Genomic DNA, 13,834 nt, shown 5'->3' with positions numbered 1-13,834 from the left:
CGCTACTCTAACAAAACTTTTGATTGATTACCCCTCTTCCCTGCATCAGTACTGCCCACCAAAACTCAAGTTTTTAGGAAAACGGCTATGACTACTACGCTATCTATGCCCAGTTTTCTAGAGTCGAATCTTGGTCAAGAAGCAGAAGACCTTCTGACTCACAAAGCGAAGATTTCTAAAGATTTACTGCATCTGCCAGGGCCTGATTTCGTAGACCGAATTTTTGCTGCTAGCGATCGCAACCCGCAAGTGCTGCGGAGTCTCCAGCAACTCTATTCAACCGGGCGTTTAGCCAATACTGGCTATCTTTCCATCCTGCCAGTAGACCAAGGCATCGAACACTCAGCGGGTGCTTCTTTTGCACCCAACCCGATGTATTTCGATCCTGAGAATATCGTCAAACTCGCGATCGCTGCCGGTTGCAATGCCGTTGCTACCACGCTGGGCGTTTTGGGCATGGTTTCTCGCAAGTATGCCCACAAAATCCCCTTCATTCTCAAGATTAACCACAACGAACTGCTCACTTACCCCAATCAATTCGACCAGATAATGTTTGCCTCTATCGAGCAAGCATGGAATTTGGGGGCAACTGCGGTCGGGGCAACGATTTACTTTGGTTCAGAGCAATCTACCCGCCAAATTCAGGAAGTCAGCCAAGCTTTTGAACTTGCCCACGAATATGGGATGGCAACCATCCTTTGGTGCTATCTCCGGAATAACGCTTTTAAGCAAGACAAAGACTATCACCTGGCAGGGGATCTCACGGCTCAGGCAAATCACTTGGGTGTGACCATTCAAGCAGACATCATTAAACAAAAGCTGCCTGAATGCAACAACGGATATGCTGCGGTTGCCAAAGCCACAGGTCAAAGTTACGGCAAAACCCACGATCGAGTTTACACCGACCTGACGACCGACCACCCGATCGATCTCACCCGCTACCAGGTGCTAAATTGCTACTCTGGTCGCGCTGGATTGATTAATTCCGGAGGTGCGTCAGGTAAAAACGACTTTGCCGAAGCAATCCGCACCGCCGTCATTAACAAACGGGCTGGGGGTACTGGATTGATTTCCGGTCGTAAAACCTTCCAGCGTCCGTTTGAGGAAGGAGTGAAGCTATTTAACGCCATCCAAGATGTTTATCTCTCACCAGATGTAACCATTGCTTGAGCGCGGGGTCTGTTTATCCAGATCCATAAGCGCCAAAGCGTGTTTTCAAAGAACCACTAAGGTACAACGACACTAAAAAGGAAAACTTTGTGTTTCCTGAGTGTCTTTGTGCCTTAGTGGTTAATTGTCAGGATGCAGGTAAAAACAAGGAATTCGTTTAAAAAGTAAAAAAAATGCCAACCTGGAGCCTGATTGCAGGCTACTCTGAAAGACTAGAGAGTTACCAAGAGCGAACTGGCAAGTCAGCGCAACGCGATCGCACAAGCTAAGTTACTTTGGCAACGGCTCTCTAAGTTAGTCTCAAGAGTGGGGTAAGGATGAAGCTGGCAGCACGAGTGGAGCAAGTACAGCCTTCTTTAACATTGGCGATCGCAGCTAAAGCCAAGGCGATGAAGGCAGAAGGAATGGATGTTTGTAGTTTGAGTGCTGGGGAACCGGATTTCGATACCCCGACGCATATCAAAGTCGCTGCCCAAAAAGCGCTAGACGAGGGCAAGACCAAGTACGGGCCAGCGGCGGGGGAACCGAAGTTAAGGCAAGCGATCGCTCACAAGCTACAAACTGATAATGGACTCAGCTACATGGCTGAAAATGTCATCGTTACCAACGGTGGCAAACATTCCCTCTATAACCTGCACATGGCGCTGATTGAGGCGGGGGATGAGGTGATTATCCCCGCTCCCTACTGGCTCAGTTATCCGGATATGGTGGTTCTAGCGGGTGGGACTCCGGTGATTGTGCAGACAGATGCCTCCACCGGCTATAAAATTACGCCGGAGCAACTCCGCTCATCTTGTACCGAACGGACGAAGCTCTTTGTCCTCAATTCCCCTTCTAATCCCACCGGCATCGTCTATACGCCAGCAGAGTTGGCAGCATTGGCAGAGGTGGTGGTAGAGAAAGATATTCTGGTTGTCTCCGATGAGATTTACGAAAAGATTATCTATGATGGAGTGCAACAGATTAGTATTGGTTCGCTGGGACCAGAGATTTTTGAGCGCACCCTCATTAGCAATGGGTTTGCAAAAGCTTACTCAATGACGGGTTGGCGAATTGGTTATCTCGCGGGTCCCGTAAAATTGATTAAAACAATGAGTACCATCCAAGGGCACAGCACCTCGAATGTGTGTACTTTTGCACAATTTGGCGCGATCGCTGCCTTGGAAGGTTCTCAAGAGTGCGTGGAACAAATGCGCCTCGCCTTTGCCGAACGGCGACAGGTAATGTTAGAGCGTCTCAACGCTATTTCTGGACTCAGTTGTGCCAAGCCTGACGGTGCTTTCTATTTGTTCATTAATATCGGCAAGACGGGTTTAACTTCTCTAGAATTCTGTGATGCTTTACTAGAATCTCAGCAAGTTGCTGCCATTCCAGGGATTGCTTTTGGTGCCGATGACCACATCCGTTTATCTTACGCGACGGATATGACCTCGATTGAGAAAGGCATGGACAGATTAGATAAGTTTGTGCGATCGCTAGTTTAGTCCAGAGCTGGGGAAAATGATCTCGTCACTCACTAACTGAACAAAATTGGTAAAGTAGCACCCGCGATTCTTATGGTTTCTGGGATGCTACTTTGCGATCGCTTTGTCTAAAATTTGCCACGAGCAAAATACAAAGGAGCTGCTTCTTGTGATTTGCATCACATAAGCGGAAGATAGCGATCGCATTTATTGAGATTGCTGTCACTCAATTGAGTGCGACTTTAACTTTTATTAATTAGTTTCATCACTCATAAGGTTGATATGCGTCACTTTTTTTGTAGACAGCTATCACTTATCCCGACAGAGATTGCAGTGCATAGTAAGAATTAAGATACAGAATTTCACCAGCGGAGATAAATAAAATGTTAGTAACTTCCAATTTTTTATATTCTCACAGCCGTTACTATGGCGATGTAAAACCAGAAAATTTAGTTTTTAATGCAAATCTACAAGAATTTGCTCAAAAAGCAACTTATATCAGTTGTCTGGCAAGCAATGGCAAAATTCCTCTAGAGAAAGCTTTCCAAGACCTTGAAATGCTTTGGAAACAGTTAGAAGATTCAAAAAAGCAGCTAGGTGTAGGCGAACATCCATTCCAAGTAGAAGGAGAAAACACTTAGTTTAGTATCGGTGAAACTACCTTCACCGATACTACAAGCACAGGCGAGAGCGTTGCGCTGACTTGTCAGTTCTCACTTTTAAAAAACTGCTTTTTTACTTTAGCTTCTCGTAGGCAGCTAAAATAATCCTTTCTGTTTCCTCCCAATTAATACATTTATCTGTTACTGAAACCCCGTATTTTAATTCTTCTAATTGGCTAGGAATGGGTTGATTGCCTTCGTACAAATTTGATTCCAGCATCATGCCAACGATAGAAGCATTCCCCTCCAATATTTGTTGAATAACATTTTCAAAAACTGCTGACTGTTTTTTATAGTCTTTATTTGAATTTCCGTGACTACAGTCAATGACAATTTTTGGAGGTAAATTAGCTGCTTTTAATTTTTCCTCCGCAATTTTTACATTTGCAGCATCAAAGTTAGGCTGTTTGGCACCGCCCCGTAAAATAATATGACCGTAAGCATTTCCTTTCGTTTTAAAAATGCTCACCTGTCCCGTTGCATTAATCCCTAGAAAATGGTGAGGTTTTCTAGCTGACTCCAGAGCATTTAAAGCGACTTGAACGCTACCATCAGTACCATTTTTAAAACCTACAGGCATTGAAAGTCCGCTTGCCATTTCGCGGTGAGTTTGCGATTCGGTTGTGCGTGCCCCAATTGCAGACCATGCAATCAATTCGCCAATATATTGTGGGACTATAGGATCGAGAGCTTCTGTAGCAGCAGGTAATCCCAATTCAGTTATTTTGATTAATAAACTCCGTGCAGTTAATAAACCCTTTTCTATGTGGAAAGAATCATCCATATCCGGATCGTTAATTAATCCTTTCCATCCAACAGTAGTCCTTGGTTTTTCAAAATACACTCTCATGATCAGCAGCAGCTTATCGTTCACTCGATCGGAGAGATTTTTTAGTCTATAGGCGTATTCTTCAGCCGACTTTATATCATGGATAGAACAAGGGCCAACTACAATAAATTTTCGACTATCTTTCCCATCTAGGATATCCTCTATTTCATTCCTAAAGTTTAAAACGGTTTTTTCTGCCTCATCTGTTAAAGGTAATTTTGATTTAACTTCATTTGGAGTTAAGAGAATATGCGATTCTTCAATATGAGTGTTGAATAATTGAGTTTCCATCGGGTATAATTCCTGGTTTTTGTATGCGTTAGGGATTGAAGTCCAAATGTAATGTTATAGACAGGGTGAAAAAATTCATCTAACTTAGATAAAAAAATTAATAAAAACGCTGAACCCTAGCTGCAAGGATTCCCCGAAGCACATCTTAGGGAAGCGATCGCTACCTGGATGCACCCTCATCCAAGCTGAGAGCGATCGCACTTTTGATAAAAAAGCGATCGCTTTGGATGCCCTAAACTAGAGTGATAGAGCCAAAATTCAGCCAATTTTGCCAAAAAATGTCTCAAATTTTTACTGCAATTGTGTATTGGGAAGAGGATGTATATGTGGCACAATGCCCTGAAGTAGGGACTGCCACCCAGGGAGAAACGATTGAAGAAGCAATGGCTAATCTCAAAGAAGCAACAGAACTCTATTTAGAAGAATTTCCACCCTCTATGATGAATCTATAGAGGGCTTGAATGTGGCAAGCGATAGCACTTTTCCCAAGGTTAAAAGCCATCATACTCTCACAGATACCAAAGTACGATAGCCCGTTGTTTCACCCCTATATCTACAGATAGATAAAAATATGGCATTTAAGAAAATACGTCACTCCAGCATATCCGCCGAGACCCCTGAAGCACTTTTCCGAGATTTGAGAAATCGAGAAGTTGAAGGGCTACTTTCCCATCAAGCTGACATACTTAGAGAATATTGCAAGCAGCAAGTTCTGAATGCTTCAGACGTTGCCCTACAGCTTCCAACTGGTAGTGGTAAAACTCTGGTGGCGCTTCTGATTGGAGAATGGCGTCGTCGCCGTTTTAACGAGAGAGTGGTATATCTATGCCCTACTCGTCAGCTTGTCAATCAAGTAGTTGAGCAATCATTAAGCAAATATGGAATCAAGGCAAATGCCTTTGTTGGCAAACAAACTGAGTACTCTCCTGCTATCAAGGCTGAGTATACAAATGCAGAAACACTCGCCGTTACAACATATAGTGGTTTATTTAATACAAATCCATTTTTGAATAATGCAGACCTAATAATTCTTGATGATGCCCACGCTGCTGAAAACTATATAGCAAAATATTGGTCTCTTTTGATTGAAAGAGATAAGCCAGAGCATAGCGCCCTTTTTAAAGCTCTAGTTTCAGCTATGCGCGGAATTGTATCGGATGAACACTACCGTCGATTATCTGGCAATTGTGATGATATTGGAGATACCCAATGGGTTGAAAAGATTCCAACCCCCAATCTATACGGTAGACTCACAGAAATTACTGAAATACTTGATGTGCATATTAAGGACAGGACTGACTTACAGTATTCTTGGTCTGTTTTGCAAAATCATTTATTTTCATGTCATATATACAGCAGCTCTAACTCTATACTGATACGCCCCATTTTGCCACCTACTCGTAGCCATCAGCCATTTTATAATGCTAAACAACGCATTTATATGTCTGCAACATTAGGAGAAGGGGGAGAGCTTGAACGGGTTTCAGGTATAGAAAAAATAGTCCGTCTGTCAGTTCCAGAGGGCTGGGATAAGCAGGCTATTGGTCGTCGATTGTTTTTGTTCCCGGAAAGATGTTTAGATGAAGAACTTGCGCTCAACCTTGCAATCGACATGATCAAAGAAACCCCAAGGTCTCTTGTGCTAGTGCCAAATGAACATACCTCTACTGAATTCAAAAACAAAATACGGGAAAAAACTGGTAGCAAAATATTTGACGCGGCTCAGATTGAACAATCGAAGCAGCCTTTCGTATTAGCAGAAAAAGCTGTTGCAGTAGTTGCAAACCGTTATGATGGCATTGATTTGGCTGGGGATGAATGTCGCCTTCTAATTGTGAAAGGATTGCAACGGGCAACGAACCTTCAAGAAAAATTCCTTGTAACTAGAATGCCTGCTTCCATTCTCTTCAATGACCGCATTTTAACTCGAATTGTCCAGGCAGTCGGACGTTGTACGAGAGCGGCTAATGACTATGCCGCAGTAATAGTCCTTGGAGAAGAATTGAATAAATTCTTACTTGATAAGGATAAAAGACCATTTTTGCATCCAGAAGTTCAAGCTGAACTTGAGTTTGGAAATGAACAATCTAAGGATGTTGAAGCAAAAAGTTTTCTTGATAATCTGCGTATCTTTCTAGAACATAAGGAAGAGTGGAATGAGGCAGAAGAAGAAATAATCTCCCTCAGAGGCACACTTCAACAATCTCAACTTCCAGGCATAGACAAATTGAAAAATGCTGTTACTTACGAATTGAGATATCAATATGCGCTTTGGAATGGTGACTATGAGAAAGCAGTTGAAGAGTGTCGTTCTGTTTTAAATTCGCTTAGTGGAGATGAGGTTAAAGGCTATAGAGCCTTTTGGTATTATTTAGCTGGCAGTGCAGCTTGGATCGCTACAAAAAATGGAATTACTTATATGGAGAGCGTTGCACGGGATTTCTTCCAGCGAGCTGCTCAGACAACTGAAATCCGATGGCTCTATGAACTCTCTCGTATAAATATTGGAGTTACTCAAGAGAATCATACTGATGCTTCGAGACTAACTGCTGTAATTGAGAGATTAGAAGCACAACTATCAGAACTCGGTACTGCCAATAATACTAAATTTGAAGCTGAGGTTAAAACAATTCTTGAGAATTTGGATAGAATTAAAGACTCTCAGGAAGATTCTAAAGCTTTTGAAGACGGTCATGAAAGATTAGGACGTCTGTTGGGGTATCAAGTAGCGAATTCTGAATCAAACGCGGCTCCCGATCCCTACTGGATGGCTGATGATGGCTTTTGTATTGTATTTGAAGACCATTCAGTTAATAGCCAAAAATCACCACTAGGAGCAAACAAAGTTAGACAAGTAGCTTCACATCCTAACTGGATTAAAGCTAATGTTCAGCTTCGTAGTGATGCAGAAATTATCCCGGTAATTATTACACCTTGCGAAAGCATAGAGGATGGTGCTAAGCCTCATACTTCAGATGTTTGTTACTGGAATCAAAAAGAATTTAGAGCGTGGGCAGAAAGTGCAATCTCTGTTATTCGTGACCTAAGACGTAGTTTTCCAGGTGAGGCTAATTTGGAATGGCGAGAGCGTGCAATACAGGCTTATCGGGATTCTGGTCTTGACCCAGCATCCCTAGCAGAAAATTTACGAAAGCAAAAATTATCCAGTCTTCCGAGCAAATAATTAAAGTTTTTGCCTTAAATTTAGCAGCATTGTCCTCTGAGGGATAGGCTTTCCAAGTTAAATTTACTTGATGTAGAGTGCCCAATATCTCTACTATCTAACCTCTATTCCCTCTAGCTTTTCGTACTCAATATTTATGTATAAAAAAACTCACGGTGTTATTGCTGCTGGACATCAAAAAACAGCCGAAGCTGGAATTGAGATGCTCCAATTAGGGGGGAACGCATTTGATGCAGCGGCGGCTGCAATCCTAGCCTCTTGCGTTACCGAAACTGCGCTGACATCTGCGGGGGGTGGTGGGTTTCTTTTAGCCCATACTCAGAATAATCAAAATATTTTGTTTGACTTCTTTTCTCAAACACCACGACAGAAAAAAAGTCAGGAACAGCTTAATTTTTATCCAGTTGCAATTAATTTTGGCGATGCAGTCCAAGAGTTCCATATTGGGCTTGGTTCAATGGCTGTTCCTGGAAACCTCAAGGGCGTTTTTCACGTTCATCAGAAATTAGGGAGATTACCTTTTAATGTGGTTGCTGAACCGGCAATCCGTTATGCAAAAACGGGTGTCGAACTAAACGATTTTACCTATTACTGTTTGACAATCCTCAGCCCCATGCTGCTTGGCTCTAAAGAGATGCAGCAGGTTTTTGCCCCAGAGGGGAAACTTGTTCAGCCTGGAGGAACAGTCTTGATGAGTGATTTTGCTGATACGTTAACTTATTTAGCTGAAAGTGGAATCAGAGAATTTTACGAGGGTGAAATTGCCCAACGCTTGGTTAATGACTGCCAAGATTATGGAGGTTATTTAACCTTAGAAGACCTTAAGAATTATCGAGTAATCGAGAGAAATCCTCTGGTGATGAATTACCGGGGGAACACCTTCTTAACCAATCCTCCACCCAGTTCTGGCGGCATTCTGATTGCTTTTGCTTTAGAACTGCTTTCAAAAGTTGATTTAACTAATATAGAGTTTGGCAGTTCTCGCCATTTAGCAATATTAGCTCATGTGATGCGCCTAACCAATGAAGCCAGAACAGATAGATATGACGCTTATACTCATACAGAAGATATTGCCCAAACTTTTTTATCATCTGAACATTTGGCTATTTATGAAGGTCAATTAACTGAAGTTGTCAATAAATGGGGAAGCACTACTCATATCAGTGTGGTTGATAGCGAAGGTAATGCGGCGAGTGTTACCACTTCCAACGGAGAGGGGTCTTCTTATGTAATTCCGGGAACTGGGATTATGCTGAATAATATGCTAGGAGAAGCCGATTTAAATCCGCATGGATTTCATAACTGGGAAGAAAATACGCGAATTTCTTCGATGATGGCTCCAACTATTGTTCTTAAGAATAATCAACCAGAAATTGTTTTAGGTTCTGGTGGCTCGAATCGAATTAGAACTGCAATTTTACAAGTTATTTCTAATATTATTGATTTTAAAATGGACGTTGATGCAGCAGTAAATCATCCTCGCGTTCATTGGGAAAGTGATATTTTTAATCTTGAACCCGGCTTTAGCGAAGAAGAACTTAAAAATCTGATGCTTCCAGGTAGTAATGAATTGATTTTTTGGAAACAGAAGAATATGTTTTTTGGTGGCGTTCATAGTGTCATGGAAAATTCGGAAGGATTAATAACCGGCGCTGGCGATCGCCGTAGAAGTGGAGTCATCGCGACCTGCTAAAATTGCCTCTATCGCCACATTTCAAATCCGCGCAATCCTTCTGGCGTTTCGTATTCAACCGCCACCGCTTTCACCACAGCAGCAGGTGGCCCTTTGTGACACCATTGAATTACCTCTTCAACATCTGCCTTGCTTCCTTCAAAAACAGCTTCTACACGCCCATCGGGGAGATTTTGCACCCAGCCGCTGACGCCTAGCTGGATCGCTTCATCCAACGTTGAGAACCGAAAACCAACTCCCTGAACGGTTCCTGAAACGATTACGTGGGCGCGGATTTGCCCCGTCGAGGCTGATGAATTCTGCATTTATTTTTTCCTGTCTACGACAGATTTTAAGCTTAAAAGTATTGCCTGGGTTCATTTTAAGCAGGAATGGCGTCAGCTATTGAGCTAACGCCATTTAATTCTTTGGCAGATTGTGTGGATGGTTAATCCAACCCGACCATTTTAGTCGTCGTCATCATCGTCATGGTGTTTGCGGCGATGGCTGTGCTTATGTTCGTCATCATCGTCGTCATCATCATCGCGATGTTCACTACGATATCTATCTTTGCGATCGTCATCATCGTCATCATCATTTCCGTCACGATACCTATCGCGATCGCGGTATTCCCGATCTTCATTGCGATCGCTATACTCCCGATCTCGATCGCGGTATTCCCGATCTTCGTTGCGATCGCTATACTCCCGATTGCGATCGCGGTATTCTCGATCTTCATTGCGATCGCGGTATTCTCGATCTTCATTGCGATCGCGGTACTCTCGATCTTCATTGCGATCGCTATACTCCCGATCTTCATTGCGATCGCTATACTCCCGATCTCGATCGCCTCCTTCCCTATTCAAACCGGGTATGTTTCTGAACATATCGCCGATTCCCATAATGTCCCTCCAAGTTAAAGTTGAGAATTTTTATTATTAAAGCCGTACTAATTCTTCAAGTTTGTTACACAAATTTGACCATTATCTCTTCCGACAGGTAGAGATTCTCATTAAGAGAAAGCTTCGCAAACTTGCTTAACAGTATGTTTTTCAACATTAAGGGTGAAATGGTTTACTCAGAGGTACGCAGAGTTTAAACTTACCCGTATGTACCTCTTAATCTACCCTTTTTACACAGATAACTTTGTTTATACTATTACCGAATTTTTCTTTTCCGAGGGATATTCATTAAGCCTATAGTATAGGATACTGGCAGATTACTTCACTTAACGAAAAAGGCTATTGATAACAGAATTTTATTTTGAGGAAACACCTATTAAAGGAAGTATTTTAATGGTTGATGCGTATATTAGTAATGTACCAGCGATCGCAGCCACGTTTGAGCTTTCGCTAGATGCGATCGCGCTTACGCCAAGCCTGGGAATTGTCTCTCGCTTAATTACAGCCGCCTCTACAACTCCTGATGCCAAAGCGTGGCTATATTCTGCTGCTTTGGTACTGATATATACCTTAATTTCACTACCTATTGGATTCAAATTTGGTTTTTTAAAACTTGATGTAGAAACATCCTGGGAAATGATTATTGGTGTAATGGCGCGTTGTCTGTTGTCTCCCGCCATATCTGAAGAGTTATTTTTTCGGATCTTACTACTTCCTCACCCTACAGAAAAAGCTACCCCTACTACTCTATGGCTTTGGGGAGGTATTAGTTTAGCAATGTTTATCATATACCATCCGCTAAATGCCGTAACTTTCTATCCCGATGGACTCCGAACTTTTTTTAATCCAGTTTTTCTATTCTTGGCAGCACTTCTAGGTGTTATTTGTACTCTTGCCTATTTTCAAAGTGGCTCTCTATGGATGCCCGTGGCAATTCATTGGCTAATTGTGGTGGTTTGGCTACTTCTATTGGGAGGATATAAAACCTTAAACTCGTAACATTTTTGTCTTGAATGTTTATCAAAATTCTTCAAGTAGTATGTAGATTTAATGGGCGATCGCTTATAATAACGCTCGTCAATCTTAGGTATTTTATGCGAACTTTTAAAATTGTTTATTTATGGCGATATTCAAATTATTATTGCTAGTATCTAGATTGTAATAAAGTTTTTGTGATACAATAAATTTAATAAATAAGAACTTGTCTACTAATAATAGTATTGAAAATTTATATTATTTAAGTCAATTCAAAGCGTGCCAACGTTTAGTCAGTAAAATCTAATCCTAATTTAGATAAAAGATAGATAAAAAAATGGGTGTAAAACCTTGACATAAGGCATTTTTTCAGCGTGGCGCTAGAACAAGCCTCAAACTTTTGCTCTTTTGCAAAGTCTCCGGAAATTTAGCCTGACTGCGGTAGTCTAGTTAGGCTTGTCGTAGCTTAAAACAGAAGCTAAAGGGTGTTCTGCTTGGAATATAAGGTATCGCTATAGGAAACAGTAGGAGAGATTCGATGACGCTGCAAGGCTCCCGTGTAGATAGGCGTACAATTCGCCAGTCAATTGCGAAAAGTCTAGCAAAAATCATTCAATTGCTAAATAAACAGACAATTCTGGTCTTGACACTCCTATTGTGTGCTGGAGTAGCGGGAGCTTTGTGGAATATGTCCCATCTCTCGTCAAACCTAATTCAATCACAAGCACTTCAGAATGCAGCCTTGTATGCCCAAGCGATAGAGGAAGCACGCACTCTCTACAGCTCCGAGATCCTGAAGCGGATAGAAGCAGTTCCTGAAATCACCATTACCGACAACTACACTGCTCTAGAAAAGGCAATTCCCGTACCAGCGACATTCTTGATAGAACTCAGTCACCGCCTCGTTCAAAAAAACCCTGGGATGTCAGTCCGACTTTATAGTGAGTATCCCTTTCGCCAGCGGCAAGCGACAGGTGGCCCCAAAGACAATTTTGAGTGGGAAGCGCTTCGCGCCTTGAGGCAACATCCCGATCGACCCTTTGTTCGCTTGGAGAAGTTTCAAGGGCGTTTGTCATTGCGATATGCACAAGCCGATCTCATGAAGGCTAGCTGCGTTGCTTGCCACAATACTCACCCAGATAGCCCTAAAAAAGACTGGAAAGTAGGGGATGTTCGAGGGATTTTGGAAATCTCCAGTCCTCTGGATGAGTTCATGGCAAAAACTCATGCAGGACTGCGAGGAACTTTCGTAATGTTAGCGCTCCTATCTCTATTGGGGCTGTTAGGAATTGCTCTGGTGATCGGCAGGCTGCGCCAAACTTCCAAGGAGCTAGAGTTGCGCGTCATCGAACGCACGGCGCAATTGCGGGAGTCAAATCAGCAACTGACGGTAGAACAGGAGAAGTCTGACAACTTGTTACTTAATATCTTGCCAGAGCCGATTGCCAGACAACTCAAAGACGGGCAAAGTAACATTGCCGATGGATTTGCTGAAGTGACGATTTTATTTGCCGATCTGGTTAACTTTACTCAGCTTTCAGAAAAGATATCACCGAAAGAACTTGTCTGGTTGCTGAACGAAATTTTCTCCGGGTTCGATCGCCTCACCGAACGGCATAACTTGGAGAAAATCAAGACAATTGGCGATGCCTACATGGTGGTAGGAGGTCTTCCCGAACCCCGACCCGATCATGCAGAAGCGATCGCCCAAATGGCAATCGATATGCAAAAAGAAATTGACCAATTCAACGCCAAACATCATCAAACACTCAGTATCCGCATTGGCATTAATACTGGCCCGGTAGTTGCTGGAGTTATCGGCACTAAAAAGTTCATCTATGACCTTTGGGGGGATACCGTGAACATCGCCAGCCGGATGGAATCCCACGGATTGCCAGGTGAAATTCAAGTAACGGCTACAACTTACGAATACTTACAGAATCGATATGCGTTGGAGCAGAGAGGCTCGATTCAGGTCAAAGGCAAAGGAGAAATGGAAACTTACCTTCTAAAAGGGAGAAAGCGTGAGGTTTCCCTTACTTAATGACTTGGCGTTTTTGAATCACTGCCTGCCGAAATCCCAACACAATCAGAATATTAGAAAGCGTCAGAAAAACCTCTGCGCCACCGTGCAGCCAATCGACATTTGCTAAGGATTCCCCATAGGCAACTTGGGCATAAATTCCAGCCGGAATTGTGACGCCCACAAAAACCAAGGTCATGTAGAAACCAATTAAAGCTAAACGCGGCATCTGCCCGCTTCGCGTTAGAAACCAGAGAAAGCCTAAATAGGGGAATAGAGAGAGTGCAAAAAGGGTTTCTTTAGACATTACCGTGATTTTGGAGAGATAATTGGCGCATCGTCTTTTTGATTAGCCACGGGTGATGAACGCCAAATCCACCAAGCAGCCGCCAAAAGGGTGAAGTTACCCAGCAAAGTCATCGCAGCCTGAAGCGTCACCAGCCATTCTAAGGATTTTGGGTTGTCAAAATAGTGCCAAGTGCAGGCACACATGGCACTGACTAATGCCGGTAGCATGGCAAAGGATAATCCCCACCAAGCCCGATTGTGAGTTACTTCGCCGTAAATCCAGATCAACCAAATAGCGGCAATCCACTCGATGACGCTGGAAACGTGAATAATCCAGGTAGGAATTGAGAGTGCGTGCATAAATGAAGTTTTTGA

General features: G+C 42.7%; 13 protein-coding genes. 8 read left to right on the top strand and 5 right to left on the bottom strand.

Annotated features, from left to right (window positions below):
• Positions 1 to 87 precede the first annotated feature (87 nt).
• The 3 genes from NDA03_RS18835 (at position 88) to NDA03_RS18825 (ending at position 3,274) form a co-directional block, all read left to right on the top strand.
• The gene (locus NDA03_RS18835) at positions 88 to 1,170 is read left to right on the top strand and encodes a class I fructose-bisphosphate aldolase (protein ID WP_348238837.1); all 1,083 of its coding nucleotides are present in this window, start codon (positions 88 to 90) and stop codon (positions 1,168 to 1,170) included.
• 317 nt (positions 1,171 to 1,487) lie between these two features.
• Positions 1,488 to 2,654: a pyridoxal phosphate-dependent aminotransferase gene (locus NDA03_RS18830; RefSeq protein ID WP_190410599.1), complete on the top strand. Its 1,167-nt coding sequence runs from the start codon at positions 1,488 to 1,490 to the stop codon at positions 2,652 to 2,654.
• Between the two features lie 362 nt (positions 2,655 to 3,016).
• The gene (locus NDA03_RS18825) at positions 3,017 to 3,274 is read left to right on the top strand and encodes a hypothetical protein (protein ID WP_348238836.1); all 258 of its coding nucleotides are present in this window, start codon (positions 3,017 to 3,019) and stop codon (positions 3,272 to 3,274) included.
• A 94-nt stretch (positions 3,275 to 3,368) separates the two neighbouring features.
• Here the strand turns inward: NDA03_RS18825 and NDA03_RS18820 are convergent, their stop codons facing one another.
• Positions 3,369 to 4,415: a 3-deoxy-7-phosphoheptulonate synthase gene (locus NDA03_RS18820; RefSeq protein WP_190530253.1), complete on the bottom strand. Its 1,047-nt coding sequence runs from the start codon at positions 4,413 to 4,415 to the stop codon at positions 3,369 to 3,371.
• A gap of 278 nt (positions 4,416 to 4,693) precedes the next feature.
• Between NDA03_RS18820 and NDA03_RS18815 the strand changes: the two genes are divergently transcribed.
• From NDA03_RS18815 to ggt, 3 genes are all read left to right on the top strand, one after another.
• Positions 4,694 to 4,867, top strand: a complete 174-nt coding sequence (locus NDA03_RS18815; protein WP_348238835.1) for a type II toxin-antitoxin system HicB family antitoxin — start codon at positions 4,694 to 4,696, stop codon at positions 4,865 to 4,867.
• Positions 4,868 to 4,986: 119 nt separating this feature from the next.
• A complete protein-coding gene (locus NDA03_RS18810) occupies positions 4,987 to 7,599 on the top strand; it encodes a DEAD/DEAH box helicase (RefSeq protein WP_348238834.1) in 2,613 nt (870 codons plus the stop codon).
• A gap of 136 nt (positions 7,600 to 7,735) precedes the next feature.
• A complete protein-coding gene (gene ggt, locus NDA03_RS18805) occupies positions 7,736 to 9,292 on the top strand; it encodes a gamma-glutamyltransferase (protein ID WP_348238833.1) in 1,557 nt (518 codons plus the stop codon).
• 8 nt (positions 9,293 to 9,300) lie between these two features.
• Here the strand turns inward: ggt and NDA03_RS18800 are convergent, their stop codons facing one another.
• Positions 9,301 to 9,597 (bottom strand): acylphosphatase, encoded by a 297-nt coding sequence (locus NDA03_RS18800; RefSeq protein WP_190439289.1) that lies wholly within the window; start codon positions 9,595 to 9,597, stop codon positions 9,301 to 9,303.
• A gap of 141 nt (positions 9,598 to 9,738) precedes the next feature.
• Positions 9,739 to 10,158: a hypothetical protein gene (locus tag NDA03_RS18795; protein ID WP_348238832.1), complete on the bottom strand. Its 420-nt coding sequence runs from the start codon at positions 10,156 to 10,158 to the stop codon at positions 9,739 to 9,741.
• 408 nt (positions 10,159 to 10,566) lie between these two features.
• Between NDA03_RS18795 and NDA03_RS18790 the strand changes: the two genes are divergently transcribed.
• Complete coding sequence (locus tag NDA03_RS18790; protein ID WP_348238831.1) at positions 10,567 to 11,172, top strand: CPBP family glutamic-type intramembrane protease; 606 nt, start codon at positions 10,567 to 10,569, stop codon at positions 11,170 to 11,172.
• Positions 11,173 to 11,686: 514 nt separating this feature from the next.
• The gene (locus NDA03_RS18785; protein WP_190410605.1) at positions 11,687 to 13,192 is read left to right on the top strand and encodes an adenylate/guanylate cyclase domain-containing protein; all 1,506 of its coding nucleotides are present in this window, start codon (positions 11,687 to 11,689) and stop codon (positions 13,190 to 13,192) included.
• Here NDA03_RS18785 and NDA03_RS18780 read toward each other — a convergent pair.
• Both NDA03_RS18780 and NDA03_RS18775 read right to left on the bottom strand, forming a co-directional pair.
• A complete protein-coding gene (locus NDA03_RS18780; protein WP_190410606.1) occupies positions 13,185 to 13,478 on the bottom strand; it encodes a DUF3593 domain-containing protein in 294 nt (97 codons plus the stop codon). The two genes, NDA03_RS18785 and NDA03_RS18780, sit on opposite strands and share 8 nt — an antisense overlap.
• A complete protein-coding gene (locus NDA03_RS18775; protein ID WP_190410607.1) occupies positions 13,478 to 13,819 on the bottom strand; it encodes a DUF2499 domain-containing protein in 342 nt (113 codons plus the stop codon). Before NDA03_RS18775 ends, NDA03_RS18780 begins: the two co-directional genes overlap by 1 nt.
• Between the last annotated feature and the right edge of the window lie 15 nt (positions 13,820 to 13,834).

The organism is Trichocoleus sp. Lan (assembly GCF_039961855.1).
Classification (GTDB): Bacteria; Cyanobacteriota; Cyanobacteriia; order Cyanobacteriales; family FACHB-T130; genus FACHB-T130.
The sequence above is the reverse complement of the archived record's forward strand: the minus strand, read 5'-3'. Positions and strand labels throughout refer to the sequence as shown.

Coding starts and splice junctions, on each gene's coding strand:
- NDA03_RS18835 (WP_348238837.1), top strand. CDS start 88: ATGACTACTACGCTATCTATGCCCAGTTTTCTAGAGTCGAATCTTGGT.
- NDA03_RS18830 (WP_190410599.1), top strand. CDS start 1,488: ATGAAGCTGGCAGCACGAGTGGAGCAAGTACAGCCTTCTTTAACATTG.
- NDA03_RS18825 (WP_348238836.1), top strand. CDS start 3,017: ATGTTAGTAACTTCCAATTTTTTATATTCTCACAGCCGTTACTATGGC.
- NDA03_RS18820 (WP_190530253.1), bottom strand. CDS start 4,415: ATGGAAACTCAATTATTCAACACTCATATTGAAGAATCGCATATTCTC.
- NDA03_RS18815 (WP_348238835.1), top strand. CDS start 4,694: ATGTCTCAAATTTTTACTGCAATTGTGTATTGGGAAGAGGATGTATAT.
- NDA03_RS18810 (WP_348238834.1), top strand. CDS start 4,987: ATGGCATTTAAGAAAATACGTCACTCCAGCATATCCGCCGAGACCCCT.
- ggt (WP_348238833.1), top strand. CDS start 7,736: ATGTATAAAAAAACTCACGGTGTTATTGCTGCTGGACATCAAAAAACA.
- NDA03_RS18800 (WP_190439289.1), bottom strand. CDS start 9,597: ATGCAGAATTCATCAGCCTCGACGGGGCAAATCCGCGCCCACGTAATC.
- NDA03_RS18795 (WP_348238832.1), bottom strand. CDS start 10,158: ATGTTCAGAAACATACCCGGTTTGAATAGGGAAGGAGGCGATCGAGAT.
- NDA03_RS18790 (WP_348238831.1), top strand. CDS start 10,567: ATGGTTGATGCGTATATTAGTAATGTACCAGCGATCGCAGCCACGTTT.
- NDA03_RS18785 (WP_190410605.1), top strand. CDS start 11,687: ATGACGCTGCAAGGCTCCCGTGTAGATAGGCGTACAATTCGCCAGTCA.
- NDA03_RS18780 (WP_190410606.1), bottom strand. CDS start 13,478: ATGTCTAAAGAAACCCTTTTTGCACTCTCTCTATTCCCCTATTTAGGC.
- NDA03_RS18775 (WP_190410607.1), bottom strand. CDS start 13,819: ATGCACGCACTCTCAATTCCTACCTGGATTATTCACGTTTCCAGCGTC.